Below are 19,692 nucleotides of genomic sequence, written 5' to 3'. Positions count from 1 at the left end.
GGCGCGGTGCTGACATTCAGGCCCACCACAGACAGGCCCATTGCCGTCAGGATCGGGCTGGCAGTCGCCGCACTGGTGTTTCTGATGCTGGCGGTGTCGCTAGTCAACCTCTATGGCCTGCGAGGCATGGTTCGTTCGGTGGATTCGGCCAGCCATTCCGCAGAAATTCTGGCCTCGGTCAACGGGGCCACCGAGCGGGTGGAAAACTTCATCGCCACCCGCGACCAGGAAAGCCTCTCCCAAGCCGAAGGCATGGTGGCGACCGCTATTGCCGGCCTTACCGCCATTGCGGTGGCAGAGGCGCAATCGCTCAAGGGCGGTCTGGACAGGCTCGCCGCGGCGATCGCCGCTTTGCGGGCGGCGACCCTGACCATGGATGGCGAAACGGAGAACATGACAGCCCACTACGGCCGGATGCGAGAGGCGACGATCCTGGTCGAACAGGGCATCGCCGATGGGCTGAAGGGGCTTGACGCCCGCACCGCTGAGCACCAGGCGCAGGTGAGCAACATTGAAAGCGCCCATCGCATCCTGGATATCCTGCGCAACGGCGAACGGATCATCATCGCCAATGTGGCCAAGATGCTGGTGACCGGTGATGGGGCGGCCGCGGCGCACAGCGCTTGCGCGGCACTCCCGCCGGTGGTCGAGCAATTGCGCGAGGTGATGGGGGAGCCGCAGGAGAGAGAGACCCTGGACCAGTTGGCAACAGCGGTCGTTGCTACCTGCGTGACGGTAGAGCACCTTGGCGAGGCGCCCAAGTTGCGGGGAGGCGAGGCGTTGCGGCAGCTCGCCGTCGTCGGGAATGTGGTCGAGCACCTCGAGGCAATGGTGAGTGAGGTGGATGGGCGCGTTGCTCATGATGCAAGCGACATTCAGGCAGCCACCGGCTTGCTGCACAATGCCGCCGCGTTGTCCAAGCGTTTCGCCGAGCGTGTTGCCACCCTGGAGGCGCAGACCCTGTCGTTTCGCCTGTCACCGTCAGCCGAGATCGCCAGCTCTGTCGGCCACATCCTTGATGAACTTTCCCGTCTCGCGCGCGTTCTGCCTTCGTCCGTGGGGCCGCAAGCCAAGGCTACGCCTCTGACGGTCAGCGATCAGATTGCCGGCTACCGGGCGGCATTCGCCAGGTTCCATCAGGCAAGCAACGCTTTGAGCGATGCACGCGATCAGGTTCGCGACGAGGCTCGCAGCGCCGGCCAGTTGGTTGCGCGCTTCGCTGGAGAGGCGCGCTCCGACGCCTTGGTCCACAATGATCGCGGCATGCTTGCGACGATAATTGCAGGTACCGTCGCCATCCTGCTAGCCGGCGCCATCGCCTGGAGCACGTCGCGATTTATCGCACAGCCCATCGTGGCCCTGGCCTCGGTCATGCGCAGGCTTGCGGCCGGCGACCTGAACGCCGAGATCGCCAGTGCCGGACGCGGCGATGAGATTGGAATCATGACCCGCGCCGTACGGGTGTTCCAGGAGAATGCCCTGCGCATCCGGGTGCTGGAGGCTGAGGCTGAAGCCGAACGACAGCAAGTGCAGGCCTCCTTGGAGAGAATGGTCGCCGAACGGACCGACACGCTGCATCAACAGACCGAGGTGCTGGAGGCGCAGGCCGTCGAGCTCATTCAGGCGCGCAACCAGGCCGAGACGGCCAACCAGGCAAAGAGCGATTTCGTCGCCACCGTCAGCCACGAACTGCGCACCCCCCTGACCCTCATTCTCGCCCCCCTGGAGCAGCTCTCGGCGGCGACCATCCCGCCGGCGGACTGGCATGTGCAAATCGACCGCGCCCAACGCAACGCACTGCGCTTGATGAACCGGGTGAATGACATTCTCGATTTCTCCAAAGCCGAAGCGGGTAAGTTCGAGGTGTGTCCGGCGCCAATTGACTTGAACAAGATGGTGGGTGTGCTGGCCGAGGATGCCGCCATGGTGGCCGAGGGAAAAGGCTGCACCCTGACCAGCAGCGTCGATCCTGCGCTCGGCACGGTGTTCCTGGACCCCCGACACTTCGAGAAGATTCTTCTCAACCTGGTGAGCAATGCCATCAAGTTCACGCCCGCCGGCGGCACCGTGCACCTGGCAGTGACGCTGATTGATGGCGAGCGTTTTGAACTCGCGGTGCAAGACTCGGGGATCGGCATTGCGCCTGACAAACTGCCGTTGCTGTTCCAGCGTTTTTCCCAGATCGACAATTCCGCCACGCGCCACTACAGCGGCACAGGCATCGGTCTGGCCCTGGTCAAGGATCTGGCCGAACTGATGGGGGGCGAAGTGGGCGTGAACAGCGAGCCTGGACGGGGTTCGTGCTTCTTTGTTCGACTTCCGCTGGGGGCCGAGCAAAACACCGTGCCGAGCGAAGCCAGCAATATGCAGGAGCGATCGTCATCGAGCACAACAAGCACTATTGAGCAGCGCCACTTGCGTTTCGACGACGGCCACCAAGGCAGTCGCAACGACCAAGTCGCGACGCAAGGCGCAGGCGACGCGCAGCACCCGGAACACGCCTTGCGATCCAGAGTGCTGGTGGTCGACGACAGCCCGGAAATGCTCAGCTATCTCAGAGAACTTTTGCAAAACGATTACATCGTCGCCACCGCAGTTGATGGCGAGCAGGCCTGGGCACTCCTGCAGCGTCGACCCATCGATGTGGTCGTTTCGGATGTAATGATGCCGAAACTCGATGGATTTGGCCTGACAGCCAGAATCAAAGCCAGCGCCGGCTTTGCCCATTTACCGGTGATCCTGGTGACCGCCCGTGGCGGTAGCGAGGCCTGCGTCTCCGGGCTGGAGAGTGGCGCCGATGACTATATCGCCAAACCCTTCTCGCCGCTGGAGCTCATGGCTCGCGTGCGCGCGGCGCTCCGCATGAGTCACGTGCAAACCGAACTGCATGCAAAATCCCGTCAGGCGGGCATGGCCGAAATCGCCACGACTGTGCTGCACAACGTCGGCAACGTCCTTAACAGCGTGAACGTATCGGCAGAACTGGTCAGCAGCCTGATGCGCACCTCCAAAGCCCAGGGGCTGGGCAAGGTGGCTCAGATGATGAACGAACACGTCCATGACTTGAGCGATTTTCTCACCACAGACCACAAAGGAAAGATGCTGCCCGGCTACCTGCTCAAGCTGGCGGAGGTGGTGGCGATAGAGCAACAGGGCATTATCGAAGAGCTCGGGCAACTCACCAAGGGCATTGACCACATCAAAACCATTGTCGCTGCCCAGCAGTCCTATGCCGTTGCTGTCAGTATCGTCGAGACAGTACCGGTCCCGGAGTTGATCGATGATGCCTTGCGCATGAGTGCTGGATCACTGGCGCGCCAGGAGGTGACGGTGGTCAAGGACATTGCCGACTTGCCCTTGCTGCCGCTGGACCGGCACCGGATGCTGCTGATTCTGGTGAACCTGATCCGCAATGCCAAACAAGCAATGAACGGCGTGATCGATCGCAGCCCGTGCATCACGTTCAGCGCCTTGCTGGCTGACGGGCCAGCATTGCGTATCACCGTGACCGACAACGGCAATGGGATTGCACCAGAGCATCTGGCGCGGCTCTTTTCCCATGGCTTCACTACTCGCAAAGACGGCCACGGTTTCGGCCTGCACAGCTGCGCGCTGGCCGCGCAGGAAATGGGGGGCAGCTTGACCGTGCACAGCGACGGGGCTGGACAGGGCGCAACCTTCATCCTTGATGTTCCGCTCGATGGTCCGCAGACGCAGTGATGAGCACCAGATGTCAGGAAATCATTTGGAAGCGAGTCCCAGATAGACCCAGTACAGCAGGGCAGTTGCGCCGATGGCAGCTCGTGACATGCAAACGACTATCCAGCCAAATCGCCAGGCATGTGACTTAATTACAATATGGTCACAAGTTGTCAACCGCCTTTGAGGTGAGTAAGCTGACCGCATGAACCAGCCAATATCCCCCAGCGTCCGTGGCCCAGTCGACCATGACATCCGAGACCAGATTGTCGCGGCGGCCAATGAGCATTTCAGTCAATACGGTTACGGCAAGACCACGGTGTCCGACCTGGCCAAGGCCATCGGGTTTTCCAAGGCTTACATCTACAAGTTCTTTGATTCCAAGCAGGCAATCGGCGAAGCCATTTGCAAAAATTGTCTGGCGCAAATCGTTGCCACCGTGGAGCAGGCCATCAACGTGGAGGGCCTCTCACCTACGGAGCGCTTTAGACGTATGGTCAAAACACTGATGGTCACGGGCGCGGACCTGTTCTTCAACGACCGCAAGCTTTATGACATCGCCGCGTTCTCGGCCTCGGAGCGTTGGCCAAGCTCGCAGGTTTATAATGCCCGGATCAAAGACTTTGTTCTGCAGATCGTACGAGAGGGGCGAGAACTCGGTGAGTTCGAGCGCAGGACGCCACTGGACGAGACGGTAGACGCGATACATCTGGCGCTCCAGCCTTTCGTCAATCCTTTGCTGTTGCAGTACAACCTCGATCGCATCGAGGATGCCCCCACGCTCACCTCCAATCTCATCCTGCGTAGCCTCATGCCCTGAGCTTCGGCTGAGGGCCGCATTGCCGTTGCAACCTATCCCCGTGGTCCCTGCGATTTTACCTTCTGATGAAGGTGTCTATTTGTCTGGATTGTGACTGTTGACACAAATGGTCACATGAATAAGTATGGCGCATCTGTTCTCAAGAGATCGCCATGATCCAGCGCCGCCTTCAGCTTAGGTCTTCACCGATTCCATCCACCCGTTTCGATTGGGAGAGGGCGACGCCTGCGTGCTGCTTGGTGGGGATCACGACCGGTCAGTTCAGGGGAGCGTTGATATGACCAGCTTTGCCCAGATGCTGCAGCAATTCGATCCACGCTCACCTTTTATTGCACCACCCAACTGGCTACAGGGGCGCACTGTCTTTGGGGGGCTGTCTGCGGCGCTGTCGCTGCAAGCGGTTTTGCGTGAGTGTCCGACAGATTTCCCGCCGTTCAGGTCAGCCCAGGTGTCGTTCATTGGTCCTGTCACACAGGCCCAGACATTCGAAACCAGCGTGTTGCGTCAAGGGCGGTCAGTCACCTCGGTAGCGGTCGACTGTATGTCGGGCGATGACCTGGCGCTGCGCGCCACGCTGTTATTCGCTCAGCCGCGCGAAAGCAAAATCAGCCACAACTCCTGGGGAAGACCGCTTGTAGAGGGGCCATCCAAATACTCCACGCTGGTTCTGGATAGCAACGTCGCACCGGCTTGCGCCCATAACTTCGAGATGCGCGTGGCGGGCGGTTCATTGCCAGTATCTGGCGCAGAAAATCCCGAACTGTTGATGTGGGTGCGCCACCTGGATGCACAGGGCGTGGACCCCGCCGTCGCCTTGGTTGCGCTCGCTGACAGTTTGCCGCCGGCCGCCATGACCTGCTTCACCGAGCCCGCCGCCATCAGCTCTGCGTCCTGGATGATTGATCTACCGCAGCCGGCCGGTGCTGGTGAATGGTTTCTCATCAGTTCTTTCAGCCAGCAGGCTCTGGAAGGTTACTCATTGCAAGATATGGAAATCTGGGACGAGAGCGGTCGACGAGTGCTTTGGGCGCGTCAGACCGTGGCAATTTTCACATAACACAACCACCCGCTTCATTCACCTCAGCTACTGCTGTAAGAGTTCTAATAATGAAAAAAATATGGCTCAAGACCCCGCTAGGTCTCGCTGTTGCGCTCGCCACTTCTCATGTGCTGGCGAGCGGTTTCGCGCTCAATGAGCAAAGCATCAGTGGGATGGGATCCGGGTTTGCCGGTCGCTCGTCTTCTGCTGAAGATGCGAGCACCGTTTTTGGCAATCCGGCGGGCATGTCTCGCTTGAAGAGGGAGCAGGTCAGTCTGGGGGCGGCGACGCTTTTCGCCAAGTCCGACATCAGCCAGACTCGCAGCACCTTCGGTGGCCAGCAGGACGGCGATATGGTGCCAGCGACCACGGTGCCGATGGGTTACTACGTCAAACCCATTGATGAGCACTGGGCGTTCGGTGTTGGTTTTTATGTTCCTTTCGGCCTGATTACCGACTATGGCAGCGGTTTCGCCGGGCGTTATTACGCCAACAAAAGCGAGGTCACGACCCTTACGTTCCAGCCCACTGTAAGCTATGCCTTTAACGACAAAGTGTCGATCGGGTTCGGTCCTACCATCAACCGTATCAGCGGTGAGTTGTCCGGGATGGTGCCCAACCCTCTCAGCCCTGGGCGCAATGATGGAAAACTCAAAAGCACCGGCGACGACACGGCCCTGGGTTTCAACGCGGGGATCCTGGTGCAGGCTACTGACCGAACCCGCTTAGGTCTGACGTACCACTCCAAAGTCAGTTACCACTTGGACGCCAAGACTAAGGTTACTGGTGGAGTCTTCAGCTTGCTGGGCGTCAGCGGCCAGAGCTATGACGCTTCGCTGGATGTGGATACACCGGAGTCGGTGGACTTCTCGGTGACTCATCAGCTCAACGATGACTGGACGCTTTATGCAGGGACCACCTGGACACGCTGGAGTCGCTTCAAGGAACTGGTCATCCAGAACTCGGGTTTGCCTCCTTTGCTCAGTGGCTCGCTGGGCACCGTTGCCGAAGAGCAGAACTGGCATGACACGTGGGCCCACGCCATCGGTACGGCGTACCGGTTGAACAACCAGTGGGTGCTTCGCGCAGGCTTGTCGGTCGACCAGTCGCCCGCCAACAACACCGACCGCGGGCCACGTATTCCTACGGGCGACCGGACGGTGATCAGCTTCGGTGCAGGCTGGACGCCGGTGGACGATGTCACGATCGACGTTGCCTATTCTTATCTGTGGGAAGAGAGCGTGCAGGTCAATCACACCTCAGCGACCCGGGGCGCCTACAGCTCCACGTATAAGAACAGTGCCAGCGGCCTCGGTGCTTCTGTCAGCTATCGCTTCTGATTGATTGCCGCTTTACGATAACGAAAAGGCCGGGGCACAGGTTGCCTCCGGCCTTTTTGTAGGCATTCCTTTCCCTTCGGGAAGGCCTTCACCTCGCCCACTCAGACGCCCATGACGTGCGCCATGATGCCTTGGTGAAACCGGCGAGGCGTGGCCCAGGTCAAGACCGTAATCGCTTTGTTGCCAAAGCCTGGCACGACACTCATGCGTCCGGCTTGCAGCGCACGGATTCCCGCAGCGACAACGGGCTGGGGCTGCATCATCACCATTTTCAGGGCCGGTGTGAGCTTTTGCCTGGCGCTTTGTGCAAATCCGGTGTCCGACATCCCGGGGCAAAGTGCGGTCACGACGACGCCGTCGGTTTTGAGTTCACGATGAAGCGCGTCAGAGAAGCGAAGCACATAGGCCTTCGCGGCAGAGTAAACGGCGAAATTCTTCACGCCCTGGAAGGCCAGCAGGCTGGCAACCATCAGGATATGTCCGCGTTTTCGGGCCCGCATGTCAGTCGCGAAGAGGCGCGTCAGGGCTGTAAGGCTGGCGATGTCCAAATCGATCATGGCCAGGGATTGTTCTACGGATTGATCCAGAAAGGGCCCTTGCAAGCCATGACCGGCATTGTTGATGAGCACATCGATCACGACACCACGCTCGCTCAGTCGCTGATGCAGTTCGATGATCGCCGGAATCGAGGACAGGTTGACTTGCTCGACGAGCACCTCAACGCCGAAGCGTTCGCGCAACTGCGCCGACAGCGCCTGAAGTTTATCCAATCGGCGTGCTACCAGGACCAGCGATTTCCCTTGTGCTGCGTACTGCCGGGCAAACTCCTCGCCAAATCCGCTCGACGCGCCCGTGATGAGCACCCAAGAGTTATCGTTCGTTTTCATATTGCTGTTCTCTGCTGGTTTTAGCTGAAGGAGGAGGGCGCGCAGGTGGTGCCACGTCACCTGGTTACGTCATCGACTTGCCACAGGCTCGGCGTGAGAAGGCTGCCAGCCACCACCCAGTGCCCTGAACGCGGCGACCGCCGCTCGTGCCGATTCGGTTCGCGCTTGCGCTCGGGCATCGGAAGCTCGCAGCAGTGTTTCGTCGGCTTGCAGGACGTCGATGAGACTGGCGGTGCCTTTCTCATAGGCAATGAACGAGGATTGACGAGCCTGAGTCAGAGCTGTCTCTGCTGCGGTGAGGGTGGTTGCCTGGGCTTCGCGATTGACCAACGAGGAGAACGCGTTCTCGACATCCTCGCTGGCGCGCAGCGCGGACTGGCGATAAGCGGCCAGGGCCTCGGCTTCCTGCCCCTTGGCTTGATCGATCTGTGCGTTGATACGGCCAAAGTCGAAGAGCCTCCAGCGCAGTCCCAATATACCCGCCGACTGGCTGGCGCCGCCGGTAAAAAGGTTGCCGGCGGATACGGCGGTGGCGCTACCGAGCAGCGCGCTGAGGGAGAATTTTGGATAGTACTCAGCAACGGCCTCTGCGATGCGTGCATTGGAGGCCGCTAGACGGCGCTCGGCCACGATGAGATCGGGCCGGCGGCGCAGCAGATCGGCCGGCGTTCCCATGGCGGTTATCTGGGGTGCCAGAGGAATGCTCCGCGCATTGGCCAGTTGTGTGCGATGCGTGCCGGGCGGCGTGCCAAGCATGATGTCCAGTGCGTTCATCGCAGCATCCAGGCCAATTTGCAGGACCGGCACTGTCGCTTGGACCTGTGCCAAGGCGCCCTCGGTCTGGCGAACCTGATAGCTGGCGGCGAGGCCCTTGCTGTAGAGCAGTTGGACCTTCTCCAGCAGTTTCTGTTGTGTTTTGACCTGTTGGTTCGCAATGCCCAAACGGGTCTGCAATCCGCGGACAGTGATGTAGATGTCGGCGGTCTGCGCAGCGACGGCCAGGCGGGTGGCCGTGGCGCCCGCTGCGGACGCCTGGTATTCGGCCAGGGCGGCCTCGCGTGACCGGCGCAGGCTGCCAAACAAATCGACCTCCCAGCTGGCCCCGAGGTTGAGTTCGTAAGCGCTTCCATACCGATCATAGCCAGGCGTTGAATTCAGCACCTGGCCGAGTGGGGTTTCGACTGACTGATAGGCGCGCGCGGCCTGGCCGCTGATATTGCCCGAGGGCAGCAAAGCAGCATTGGCCGCACCCAGGCCGGCCCGCGCCTGCGCGACGCGCGCCGAGGCCTGCGCCAGGTCCAGGTTCTGCTCAAGTGCCTTGGCGACGAATTCGGTCAGCGCTGGGTCATCAAAGCCTTCCCACCAAGCTACGAGACTGGCCGGCATCGTCGCGGGCCGCTGTTCGACAGAGGGCTGACCGAGGAAACGGTCCGATAGCGCAGTGTCCGGACGGTGATAGTCCGGACCAACGGCGCAGCCTGCCATCAAGCTGGCACCCAGTATCAGAGCAGCGGGGTGGAGTGGCGACATGGAGATTCCTGAAGTGGAGATTGATGTGTGACCATATTATATATTGGTCACTTTCTGTCAATGAACTCCTCATGGGTGGGTGCTCTCGCTGGTGGCTATAGTCGCAATAAGTGTTGAGAGAATTGTAATTTAGTCTCTGGCCGCAATAGTTGTGACCATTGACAGTATTGGTCACGCGCCAGAGAATGTGACACCTGTTTCTATTCTTCAAGTAGGGAATCTATGCGCCGGCTTCGACCTGTCACCCTTGCCGCTTGCTTGTTGCCTCTCGTCCTGACGGCGTGTGGCGACTCTTCCACCGTCCAAGATCCGCGCACGCTCGCTCCTTTGGTGAGGGTCTCTGAAGTTCAGGATTCGTCCGGCCTCTGGCGTTCATTCACCGGAGTCGTGGCGGCTCGCGTCCAGAGTGACTTGGGTTTCCGAGTGTCGGGCAAGGTGCTTGAGCGTCTGGTCGATACCGGGCAGACCGTCAAGCGTGGTCAGCCGCTCATGCGTCTGGATCCCATCGATTTAGGCTTGCAAGCACGAGCGCAGCAAGAAGCGGTCACTGCCGCCAAAGCCCGAGCCAAACAGACCGCAGATGACGAGGCTCGTTATCGTGAGCTGGTGGCCGCAGGCGCCATTTCCGCATCGGGCTACGATCAGATCAAAGCCGCAGCCGATACCGCGAAAGCACAACTCAGCGCCGCGCAAGCTCAGGCTGACGTGGCCCGGAATGCGTCGGGCTATGCCGTACTGCTGGCAGACGCCGATGGCGTTGTCATGGAGACGCTCGCCGAACCCGGGCAGGTGGTCAGCCCTGGGCAGCCGGTGGTTCGACTGGCACGGGCCGGTCAGCGCGAAGCCATCGTGCAATTGCCAGAAACCTTGCGTCCGGCCGCAGGGTCCACCGCGCAGGCGACGCTTTACGGCAACACCTCGGCTGCTGTCACTGCCAAGCTGAGGCTGCTGTCGGATTCGGCTGACCCTGTGACACGCACCTTTGAGGCGCGGTATGTATTGGCGGGCGGGCTGGCCAATGCGCCGCTGGGTTCGACCGTCACCCTTCGGATCGCCGAAGACGCCGCGCAAGGGCCGGTCCTGCAAGTTCCGATCGCTGCCCTCTATGACCCGGGCAAGGGAACCGGTGTGTGGGTCATTGCCGGCGAACCGGCGAAAGTCAGCTGGCGGCCTGTTCAGGTCCTGGGCTTGAGTGACGACGCTGCCCGAGTTGCAGGTGAGCTCAAGGTTGGCGAGCGCATTGTCGCGCTGGGCGCGCATCTACTGCGCGATGGCGAGGAAGTGCGACTGAGCCCACAGGGTGACGTGAAGGTTGCCGGGGGCCGTCAATGAGTCTCAATTTATCGGCACTCGCCGTTCGCGAGCGCTCCATTACCGTGTTCCTGATCTTCCTGATTGCCGTCGCGGGTACCTTGGCGTTCTTCCAGTTGGGGCGTGCCGAGGACCCGCCGTTTACGGTCAAGCAGTTGACCGTCATCACTGCATGGCCGGGCGCGACTGCCCAGGAGATGCAGGACCAAGTCGCCGAGCCGCTGGAAAAGCGCCTGCAAGAGCTGAAATGGTACGACCGCACGGAAACCTACACCCGTCCAGGTCTGGCTTTCACCATGGTCTCGCTGGTCGATCGCACGCCACCCTCGCAAGTGCAGGAGGAGTTCTATCAGGCGCGCAAGAAACTCGACGATGAGGCCACTCGGCTGCCGGCGGGCGTCATTGGGCCGATGGTCAATGACGAGTATTCGGACGTTACCTTCGCGCTGTTCGCCCTGAAGGCCAAAGGCGAACCGCAGCGCCTGCTGGTGCGAGATGCCGAAGCGTTGCGCCAGCGCCTGTTGCATGTGGCGGGCGTGAAGAAGGTCAACATCATCGGTGAGCAGCCCGAGCGAATCTTTGTGTCGTTCTCCCATGATCGACTGGCGACCTTGGGCGTCTCGCCCCAGGATATCTTCGCCGCGCTGAACAGCCAGAATCTGCTCACGCCTGCTGGCTCGATCGAAACCAAAGGGCCGCAAGTCGTCCTGCGGGTGGACGGTGCCTTCGATAAATTGGCGAAAATTCGCGACACACCGCTTGCGATCCAGGGGCGCACGCTGAAGCTCTCGGACGTCGCGACAGTCGAGCGCGGATATGAAGATCCGGCCACTTTCCTGGTTCGCAATAACGGCGAAGAGGCGCTGCTGCTGGGGATCATAATGCGCGAGGGCTGGAACGGCCTGGACCTGGGCAAGGCACTGGACGCCGAGACGACCAAGATCAATGAAGGCATGCCACTGGGCATGACGCTGACCAAGGTCACCGATCAAGCCGTGAACATCGACTCGGCCGTCGGTGAGTTCATGGTCAAGTTTTTTGTCGCGCTGCTGGTTGTCATGCTCGTTTGCTTTCTCAGCATGGGCTGGCGTGTGGGCGTTGTGGTCGCAGCCGCCGTACCGTTGACACTGGCGATAGTGTTTGTGGTGATGGCGGCCACCGGAAAGAACTTCGACCGGATTACCCTGGGTTCGCTGATCCTGGCGCTTGGGCTGTTGGTGGACGACGCGATCATCGCGATCGAAATGATGGTGGTAAAGATGGAGGAGGGCTACGACCGGATCAAAGCCTCCGCCTATGCCTGGAGCCACACCGCCGCGCCGATGCTGTCCGGTACCCTGGTGACGGCGATTGGTTTCATGCCCAACGGCTTTGCGCAATCGACCGCCGGCGAATACACCAGCAACATGTTCTGGATCGTCGGCATCGCCCTGATCGCCTCCTGGGTCGTCGCGGTGGCTTTTACCCCTTATCTTGGGGTGAAGCTATTGCCGGATATCAAGCCGGTCGAGGGCGGTCACGCGGCTATCTACAACACCCGCCATTACAATCGCTTTCGCCAGCTCCTGACCCGCGTCATCGCGCGCAAATGGTGGGTGGCCGGCACCGTGGTCGCGACATTTGTCGTGGCGATTCTCGGCATGGGCCTGGTCAAGAAGCAATTCTTCCCGACCTCAGACCGTCCCGAGGTGATGGTCGAGGTGCAGATGCCCTATGGAACCTCCATCGAGCAGACCAGCGCCGCCACGGCCACGGTCGAGGCCTGGTTGCAAAAGCAGGATGAGGCGAAAATCGTCACCGCCTATATCGGTCAAGGTGCGCCACGATTCTACCTGGCGATGGCGCCGGAACTCCCTGACCCGTCCTTCGCCAAGATTGTGGTGCTGACGAGCAGCCAGGAGGCCCGTGAAACCCTCAAGTTCCGTCTTCGCGAAGCGGTCGCCGAAGGGCTTGCCCCGCAGGCGCGGGTGCGGGTGACTCAACTGGTGTTTGGTCCGTATTCGCCATTCCCCGTGGCTTACCGGGTGATGGGCCCCGATCCGTCAACGTTGCGCGAGATCGCCGGTCGGGTACAGGACGTCATGCAAGCGAGCCCGATGATGCGGACCGTCAATACCGACTGGGGGCCACTGACGCCGACGCTGCATTTCAGTCTTGATCAAGATCGTTTGCAGGCGGTGGGCCTGACCTCGAATGCCGTCGCCCAGCAGTTGCAGTTCCTGCTCACGGGGGTGCCGATTACGGCGGTTCGCGAGGACATCCGTTCGGTGCAAGTGGTTGGTCGCGCTGCCGGCGATATTCGACTCGATCCCGCCAAGATAGAAGGTTTTACCCTGGTGGGCGCGGCGGGACAGCGTATTCCGCTGTCCCAGGTCGGCGAGGTGGATGTGCGCATGGAGGACCCGATCCTGCGGCGGCGTGATCGCACGCCGACCATTACCGTGCGCGGCGACATTGCCGAAAATTTGCAGCCACCGGACGTTTCGAGCGCAATCCTCAAACAACTGCAGCCGATCATGGACACCCTTCCTGACGGGTACCGGATCGAGCAGGCGGGGGCCATCGAGGAGTCGGGCAAGGCCGGCCAGGCGATCGTGCCGCTGCTGCCGATCATGGTTGCCCTGACGCTGCTGATCATCATCCTCCAGGTACGCTCAATCTCGGCGATGGTCATGGTGTTCTTCACCGCGCCGCTGGGATTGATTGGCGTGGTGCCGACCTTGCTGATCTTCCAGCAGCCGTTTGGAATCAACGCCCTGGTCGGCCTGATCGCGCTCTCGGGTATTTTGATGCGCAATACGCTGATTTTGATTGGGCAAATCCACCACAACGCGCAAGAAGGGCTGGACCCGTTCCACGCGGTGATCGAGGCCACCGTGCAACGGGCCCGGCCGGTGCTGCTGACGGCGCTGGCGGCCATCCTGGCATTCATCCCCCTGACACACTCCGTGTTCTGGGGGACGCTGGCCTACACGCTGATCGGAGGGACCTTCGTCGGCACCATCATGACGCTGGTGTTTCTGCCGGCGATGTATTCCATCTGGTTCAAGATCCATCCTGACAAACAGGTCCAAACTGAAACAGCGAGGCTGGCGTAAGTCAGCAGACGCATGCTGTTGTCAGTGGATGTCGACTGAGAAATGAAGAGGTTTTTATGATGACTGCCGAAGGTCAAAAGCGAATCGTCGTCACAGGCATGGGCATTGTCAGCCCCCTGGGTTGTGCAGTGGAAGAAGTCTGGCTGAGGTTGCTGGCGGGACGTTCCGGTATTCGTAACCTGTCTGGCGATATCACCGAGGGTACCGGCGTTGCGGTGGGCGGCCAGGTGCCGTCTCTGCAAGAGGATGCCGTTGCGGGGTATGACCCCGAGCGCTTCATCTCGGTCAAGGATCGCAAGAAGATGGACCGCTTCATCGAGTTCGCCCTGGTCGCTGCCGATGAAGCCCTGGCGCAGGCAGGCTGGCATCCGACGCAAGCCTCAGACCAGGAACGCACCGCGACGATCATTTCATCGGGCGTCGGTGGCTTTGGCGCAATTGCCGACGCTGTACGCACCACCGATGCGCGTGGCCCGCGCCGCTTGTCGCCATTCACCGCGCCGGCCTTTCTCGCCAACATGGCGGCCGGGCACGTTTCCATCCGGCATGCGCTCAAGGGGCCTCTCGGTGCGCCTGTAACGGCTTGTGCCGCCGGGGTGCAAGCCATTGGCGATGCGGCCAGGCTCATCAGAAGCGGTGAGGCGGATATCGCCATATGTGGCGGTACCGAAGCGGCGATAGACCGTGTGACCCTGGGCTGTTTTGCCGCCGCCCGCGCACTGTCCACTGGCTTTGCCGAGCACCCTCAGGAGGCCTCGCGTCCCTTTGATCGCGATCGTGACGGTTTCGTCATGGCCGAAGGGGCCGGGCTGCTGGTGATCGAGTCGCTGGAGCATGCCCTGGCCCGTGGTGCCAAGCCCCTGGCCGAACTGGTTGGCTATGGCACCAGCGCCGATGCCTATCACCTGACCGCAGGCCCGGAAGACGGCAGCGGCGCACGGCGCGCCATGCAGCAGGCTCTGCGCCAGGCGGGGGTCAGCCCTGCGGACGTGCAGCATATCAATGCCCACGCGACCTCCACACAGGTGGGCGACAACGGGGAGTTGGCAGCGATTCGCTCGGTGTTCGGGGCTGACTCCGGCGTGGCTATCACCTCGACCAAGTCCGCCACCGGGCACCTTCTGGGGGCGGCGGGGGGCATTGAAGCGATCTTCACCGTGCTCGCGCTGCGTGATCAGGTCGTACCGCCGACGCTGAACCTGCTTCATCCCGATGAAGCCGCAGAAGGGCTCGATCTGGTCGCCCTGAATGCCCGGAAGATGTCGATCACCCATGCGCTCTCAAATGGATTCGGGTTCGGCGGCGTTAACGCCAGCGTCCTGTTTCGTCGTTGGGATGCTAAATAGAGACGGCGAACTCACACCGGTTGCTTCACCTTCCGATGCACCCACCGTGCTTCGCTTTGCAGCTCCAGGACCTGCCAATGGAAGCGCTCAAGCGAAGCATTGTGGCCGACACTGATCAGGATCGTTTCTGGCAGCGTCTCTTTGAGCAGTTGATAGCAGCGCGCCTCGTTGGTTGAATCCAGTGCTGAACTGCTCTCGTCGAGGAACAGCACCGTCGGGCGGGCCAGCAAGGCCCTGACGAACGCACAGCGTTGCTGTTCGCCGACGCTGAGGGTCTGCGCCCAGTCCCGCTCCTGCTCCAACAGATCGCTCAGGTGCTGCAGGCCAACTTGCTCCATGGCCTGGCGCAGCGCGGCATCTTCTTCGCGACGGGGTGGGTTGGGGTACCACAGCGCTTCACGCAGACTGCCCAACGGCAGGTAGGGTTTCTGCGCAAGCGTCAGGGCACGCTCACGGTCATAACAGCTTGAGCCGCGAGCGTGATGCCAAAGCCCGGTAATCGTGCGGATCAGCGTCGATTTGCCGTAGCCGGACGGCGCGCGGATCATCAGGCTGTCACCGGGCTTGAGCGACAGATTGAAGTCTTTGAACAACGGCCGGCCGTTCGGCAGCCAGATGTCCAGATCCTTGATATCGAGACCGTCGGCCTGTTGTTCGAGCCTGACCTGGGACTTGACCTCAACGTTATCCAGGCGCTCCTGGAAACCGATCAAGCGGTCGATCACCGACTTCCATTCCGACAGCTCCGGGAACACGCTCACCAGGTAGGCGATGGCGGCGTGCACTTCGCCGAAGGCCGCGCTTATCTGTGTCAGGCGGCCGAGGGGAAAGGCGCCGGCAAAGAACTGTGGCGCCATGATGAACATCGGGATGACCGTCGCGCTGCGCAAGTAGAAGGTCGAGTAGCCCATGATCAGCTTCTGTTTTTTCACCAGCGCCCAGAAGTTTTCCAGCGCCGCCTCCAGGCGGTGGTTGAAGCGTTCGTTCTCTACGACTTCGCCGCGGTATTGCGCTACCGAGTCAGCGTTCTCCCGCAGGCGGATGAGCGAAAAACGAAAATCCGCTTCACGTCGCTGCTGCATGAAATTCAGGCTGGGCAGCGCGCGTCCCAGCCAGAAGGCCAGGCCGGTGCCCAGGAGCGCATACACCAGGGCGATCCACACCAGCAGTCCCGGAATGATGATGGACTGGTCGTTGAACGGCACGCTGACCAGGCTTGAGGCCTGCCAGAGGATATGCAGGAAGGAAAACAGCGACACCACCGACGTCAACAGGCCCAGGCTCAATTTGAGCGACTTGACGATGAACAGGTCGATGTCTTCGGCGATCCGCTGATCGGGGTTGTCGACCTCGGTTTCGGTCAGCTTCAGCTTCTGGTAGCGCTGGCTGTCCAGCCATTGATCAAGCATGTTGCGGGTCGCCCAGCGCCGCCAGCGGATGGTCAGCTTCTGCTGGAAGTGGAACGCGCCCACGGTGAAGGCGGCCGTGCCGATCTGCAGCAGGATGAACTGCAGGCTGCCGATCAGGAAACCGTGGTAGTCCAGGGCCTGCAAGGCATTATAGAAATGCAGGTTCCAGAAGTTGGTGAGGATGTTGACCCCGACCAGGCACAGGGTCATCAGCACGGTGGCCAACAGCAGCAACAGGGCCGGGTACTTTTCCTCGGATGCCCAGAAAGGCCGCGCGAGACGCCAGAAATTGCGGAGTGTGTGCATGTGGTCTTGGTGAGCCTGGTCGCTAACGACGTTGAGTTTGCAGGGGAGGGAGGATAGGATCAGCCAATGCTAATCGTTTGCATTAATTAGGGAAAGCCACGGGAGCCCCGTTATCGAATTTCCAGAATGGCTTAACCAGGCCTGGCCGCCGATACAGCGGGTCATTCGGCAGGAACCTGGTGATCAGCCTGCCATCGCGTTGAGCCAGCTTGCCGACCCTGGCGTACTGCAACCCTTGCTGGCCCGGTTTTTCTTGCGTTACCCAGGGGTGAACCGCGCCGCCGTGGTTTCGCAGTGGTCGATGAACTACATGAGTATCGTCCTGCCGGCCACCCTGGCCTGTGTGCTGACGCGTCGCTGCGCGATCGAGTTCTGGGGCGAGGACGCATTGCTGTTGCACGACGACGGCCAACCTGCGGCGCTGGGCCTGGCCGCCGGACTGTCAGCCTTGGACGCGGACGGCCGTGCGGTGTACTGGTCGCGGTTGATCCACGAGCACCTGGCGCCGCTGTTCAGCACATTGGCCACCGCCGGTGGCCTGGCCCCGAAAATATTGTGGGGCAACTTCGTTGCTATCTGGGACGGTGCCTTCGCCAGGATGGACCCTGACCTGTCCAAAGACGGTTTTGCCGAGGCGCACCAGTGGCTGGAACAGGTCACGGTGAACAACGGACGCTTGAAGCTGCGAGACCTGCAACGCATGGTCGAATCACCGGCGCCGCAGATTTGCCCGTGCTTGCCATTGCGCCGGCATTGTTGCCTGCATTACCAACTGCACGAGCCGGTCGAAGGCCAACCGCCGGTGCTCTGCGAATCCTGCCCCAAGCTGCACCGTCTGCCGCTGGCGGAGCAGGTGAGCTACCTGCGTTATATCTATGAGGAAGGTTGAGCGCAGGTTTTGAACAGCCTCGGCCAGAAGAGCCCCACATTGTTGTGGTTTGCATGAGTTCTTGTGGCGAGGGAGTAAGCTCTCATGGAACAAACTACAACCTGCTGATTTTTAGAAATAGAATTTTCTGCCACACACAGTTCGGCAATGTGATCTCAGTTAGGCGAGTGCACCTCTTTGTGGCGAGGGGATTTATCCCCGCTGGGCTGCGCAGCAGCCCCCAAACCAGGCAACTCGGTGTGCCAGGAAGATTGAGTTAACTGCTTTAGGGCCGCTGCGCAGCCCAACGGGGATAAATCCCCTCGCCACAGGACCTAGTTCACTGTGCAGACGCGGCGGCCACTCCCTCGCCACAGTGTTCAGGGTTTCCTCAAGACAGCATTTGCGCCACGGACGGCGCGTCGGCCTCGACGGTGACTTCACTGAGCTTGCCATGTTCGATGCGGATCAGCCGGTCGGCCAGGCCGAAGTAGGCATCGTCGTGGGAGATGACGATCAGTAGTTTGCCGCGTTCGCGCAGGTCCGGCAGGATCCGGGTGTAGAAGAAGTGCTTGAACACCGGGTCCTGGTCGGCCGCCCATTCGTCGAACAGGTAGCAGGGGCGATCATCCAGATACGCACTGAGCAGCGCCAGGCGCTTGCGTTGCCCGGTGGACAACGCCAGCGTCGTCAGTTTGCCGTCCTCGATTTGCACCTTGTGGTCCAGTTGCAGGTGCACCAGGTAGTCCTGTGCCTGTTTCACCAGGTGCGGATCGTCGCCATCGAACAGGTTTTCGAACAGGCAGAAGTCGGTGAAGATCGCTGAGAAGTGCTGTCGGTAATGGTGATTGTCATTGCTCGAGGACACTTGTTCGTCGAGTATGACGTCGCCGCTTTCCGGCCGGTACAGCCCGGTCAGCAACAGCGCCAGGGTGGTCTTGCCGCTGCCGTTGCCGCCGGTGATGAACACCACTTCGCCGGCATTGAGGGTGAGGTCGATGGGGCCCAGGGTGAAATGACCGTCCTCGCGCTCGCGGTAGTAAGTGTGGGTGACCTGGCGGCACACCAGGCTGCGAACCTGGGTCGGCGAGATCGTCTCGACGGTTTCGTCGGCGGTTTGCATCTCGCCTTCCAGGGCGCGGATCTTGTTCAGGGCCACGCTGGCCCGACCGAGGGTCGGCAAGGCGTGCATCAACTCCGACAACGGCGTGATCATGTAGAGGATCGCCAGGATATAGCCGGTGACCAGGCTCGCGCTCAGGTCGATGAAATGCGGCGCGGCGAACAGCACCACACCGATCAGCATGTAGAACACCGCATTGCCCCAGTTCAGGACCAGGGCGTAGATGCTCATGCCCCGTACAAAATCGCGGCGGTATTGCTGGCTCACCGGTATCAGCAGGCGGGTGAAGAAGTGCTGCCGGCGCGGATGGTTGAGTTGCAGTTCCTTGCTGCCATCGGTGAGCAGGCGGTACTGATTGAACAACTGGTCCTTGAGCTCGCGAGCACGGGAGATCGAGGTCAGCGCCCGACGTTGCGGCCAGTGAAAGCTCAGGCTGCCCAGGACGATCAGCAGCAGCGTCAGGCCGAGCAATGGCATGCTGAGCCAACCCAGGTAGCCGAGGCACGCGGCGATGATCCCGACGTTGACCAGCAGGATCGGCACCAACTCCACCGCCTGGCTGATGGTCTGCGTATCGTCGGTGAGCATCGCCAGCAGGCGATGCTTGCCCAGGCGCTGCAATTGCGCGTAGGGCGTGTCGATCAGCTTGGCGCTCAGGTGCAGGCGCATGTCGTTGACCGCAGCCTGGCCCAGTCGCAACAGGCTGATGTCGGAGATGATCCGCGACACCGCGACCAACACCACCAGGCCAGCGAAGAGCAGGCCATCCACCGGGCGCAGCTTGTCGAACACCTCCAGGCTGTGGTTGATGTTGGCGATCAGGCCGGCAGCCGCGAGGCCGCAGATCAACCCCGTCAGGGTCGCCACCAGCAGTGCGCGCCAGGAGCGTTTAGCCATGAGTAACAACAGATCCATT

The 19,692-nt window shown here is 61.0% G+C and carries 12 protein-coding genes and 2 pseudogenes; 10 read left to right on the top strand and 4 right to left on the bottom strand.

The window, feature by feature from the left end:
• Positions 1-84: 84 nt before the first annotated feature.
• From QOM08_RS29135 to QOM08_RS16350, 6 genes and pseudogenes are all read left to right on the top strand, one after another.
• Positions 85-2,313: pseudogene (locus QOM08_RS29135) on the top strand (ATP-binding protein); the annotation flags it as partial.
• Positions 2,314-2,364: 51 nt separating this feature from the next.
• A pseudogene (locus tag QOM08_RS29130) lies at positions 2,365-2,862 on the top strand (response regulator transcription factor); the annotation flags it as partial.
• Positions 2,836-3,720, top strand: a complete 885-nt coding sequence (locus QOM08_RS29125) for a sensor histidine kinase (RefSeq protein WP_370695200.1) — start codon at positions 2,836-2,838, stop codon at positions 3,718-3,720. The pseudogene QOM08_RS29130 and the gene QOM08_RS29125, both read left to right, overlap by 27 nt.
• A gap of 184 nt (positions 3,721-3,904) precedes the next feature.
• The gene (locus tag QOM08_RS16360; protein ID WP_316911812.1) at positions 3,905-4,519 is read left to right on the top strand and encodes a TetR/AcrR family transcriptional regulator; all 615 of its coding nucleotides are present in this window, start codon (positions 3,905-3,907) and stop codon (positions 4,517-4,519) included.
• Between the two features lie 277 nt (positions 4,520-4,796).
• Complete coding sequence (locus QOM08_RS16355; protein ID WP_316911811.1) at positions 4,797-5,576, top strand: thioesterase family protein; 780 nt, start codon at positions 4,797-4,799, stop codon at positions 5,574-5,576.
• Positions 5,577-5,626: 50 nt separating this feature from the next.
• Positions 5,627-6,898, top strand: coding sequence for an OmpP1/FadL family transporter (locus tag QOM08_RS16350; protein ID WP_076384114.1), 1,272 nt, complete (start codon positions 5,627-5,629; stop codon positions 6,896-6,898).
• Positions 6,899-6,999: 101 nt separating this feature from the next.
• On the opposite strand, the gene QOM08_RS16345 is transcribed toward QOM08_RS16350, so the two are convergent.
• The gene (locus QOM08_RS16345) at positions 7,000-7,785 is read right to left on the bottom strand and encodes an SDR family NAD(P)-dependent oxidoreductase (RefSeq protein ID WP_188251104.1); all 786 of its coding nucleotides are present in this window, start codon (positions 7,783-7,785) and stop codon (positions 7,000-7,002) included.
• Between the two features lie 69 nt (positions 7,786-7,854).
• The gene (locus QOM08_RS16340) at positions 7,855-9,315 is read right to left on the bottom strand and encodes an efflux transporter outer membrane subunit (RefSeq protein WP_316911810.1); all 1,461 of its coding nucleotides are present in this window, start codon (positions 9,313-9,315) and stop codon (positions 7,855-7,857) included.
• Positions 9,316-9,537: 222 nt separating this feature from the next.
• Here QOM08_RS16340 and QOM08_RS16335 point away from each other — a divergent pair, with 222 nt between their 5' ends.
• The 3 genes from QOM08_RS16335 to fabF are packed head-to-tail and all read left to right on the top strand — an operon-like array spanning position 9,538 to position 15,070.
• A complete protein-coding gene (locus QOM08_RS16335) occupies positions 9,538-10,647 on the top strand; it encodes an efflux RND transporter periplasmic adaptor subunit (RefSeq protein WP_076384118.1) in 1,110 nt (369 codons plus the stop codon).
• A complete protein-coding gene (locus tag QOM08_RS16330; RefSeq protein WP_316911809.1) occupies positions 10,644-13,724 on the top strand; it encodes an efflux RND transporter permease subunit in 3,081 nt (1,026 codons plus the stop codon). Before QOM08_RS16335 ends, QOM08_RS16330 begins: the two co-directional genes overlap by 4 nt.
• Positions 13,725-13,780: 56 nt before the next feature.
• Positions 13,781-15,070: a beta-ketoacyl-ACP synthase II gene (gene fabF / locus QOM08_RS16325; protein ID WP_107322729.1), complete on the top strand. Its 1,290-nt coding sequence runs from the start codon at positions 13,781-13,783 to the stop codon at positions 15,068-15,070.
• Positions 15,071-15,081: 11 nt separating this feature from the next.
• Here fabF and QOM08_RS16320 read toward each other — a convergent pair whose 3' ends face one another.
• Positions 15,082-16,785, bottom strand: a complete 1,704-nt coding sequence (locus QOM08_RS16320) for an ABC transporter ATP-binding protein/permease (RefSeq protein ID WP_047230128.1) — start codon at positions 16,783-16,785, stop codon at positions 15,082-15,084.
• A 199-nt stretch (positions 16,786-16,984) separates the two neighbouring features.
• Between QOM08_RS16320 and fhuF the strand changes: the two genes are divergently transcribed.
• Positions 16,985-17,674, top strand: a complete 690-nt coding sequence (gene fhuF, locus QOM08_RS16315; RefSeq protein WP_188251107.1) for a siderophore-iron reductase FhuF — start codon at positions 16,985-16,987, stop codon at positions 17,672-17,674.
• Positions 17,675-18,044: 370 nt separating this feature from the next.
• Here the strand turns inward: fhuF and QOM08_RS16310 are convergent, their stop codons facing one another.
• The gene (locus QOM08_RS16310; RefSeq protein ID WP_188251108.1) at positions 18,045-19,691 is read right to left on the bottom strand and encodes a cyclic peptide export ABC transporter; all 1,647 of its coding nucleotides are present in this window, start codon (positions 19,689-19,691) and stop codon (positions 18,045-18,047) included.
• Between the last annotated feature and the right edge of the window lies 1 nt (position 19,692).

Source organism: Pseudomonas sp. P105 (genome assembly GCF_032614175.1).
Lineage (GTDB): Bacteria > Pseudomonadota > Gammaproteobacteria > Pseudomonadales > Pseudomonadaceae > Aquipseudomonas > Aquipseudomonas rhizophila.
This window is presented reverse-complemented; position numbering and strand designations above follow the sequence as displayed.

What these genes read in the sequence shown, in the direction of transcription:
- QOM08_RS29125 (WP_370695200.1), top strand. Translation starts at nt 2,836, where the DNA reads ATGGCTCGCGTGCGCGCGGCGCTCCGCATGAGTCACGTGCAAACCGAA.
- QOM08_RS16355 (WP_316911811.1), top strand. Translation starts at nt 4,797, where the DNA reads ATGACCAGCTTTGCCCAGATGCTGCAGCAATTCGATCCACGCTCACCT.
- QOM08_RS16320 (WP_047230128.1), bottom strand. Translation starts at nt 16,785, where the DNA reads ATGCACACACTCCGCAATTTCTGGCGTCTCGCGCGGCCTTTCTGGGCA.
- QOM08_RS16360 (WP_316911812.1), top strand. Translation starts at nt 3,905, where the DNA reads ATGAACCAGCCAATATCCCCCAGCGTCCGTGGCCCAGTCGACCATGAC.
- fabF (WP_107322729.1), top strand. Translation starts at nt 13,781, where the DNA reads ATGATGACTGCCGAAGGTCAAAAGCGAATCGTCGTCACAGGCATGGGC.
- QOM08_RS16350 (WP_076384114.1), top strand. Translation starts at nt 5,627, where the DNA reads ATGAAAAAAATATGGCTCAAGACCCCGCTAGGTCTCGCTGTTGCGCTC.
- QOM08_RS16335 (WP_076384118.1), top strand. Translation starts at nt 9,538, where the DNA reads ATGCGCCGGCTTCGACCTGTCACCCTTGCCGCTTGCTTGTTGCCTCTC.
- QOM08_RS16345 (WP_188251104.1), bottom strand. Translation starts at nt 7,785, where the DNA reads ATGAAAACGAACGATAACTCTTGGGTGCTCATCACGGGCGCGTCGAGC.
- QOM08_RS16310 (WP_188251108.1), bottom strand. Translation starts at nt 19,691, where the DNA reads ATGGATCTGTTGTTACTCATGGCTAAACGCTCCTGGCGCGCACTGCTG.
- QOM08_RS16340 (WP_316911810.1), bottom strand. Translation starts at nt 9,315, where the DNA reads ATGTCGCCACTCCACCCCGCTGCTCTGATACTGGGTGCCAGCTTGATG.
- QOM08_RS16330 (WP_316911809.1), top strand. Translation starts at nt 10,644, where the DNA reads ATGAGTCTCAATTTATCGGCACTCGCCGTTCGCGAGCGCTCCATTACC.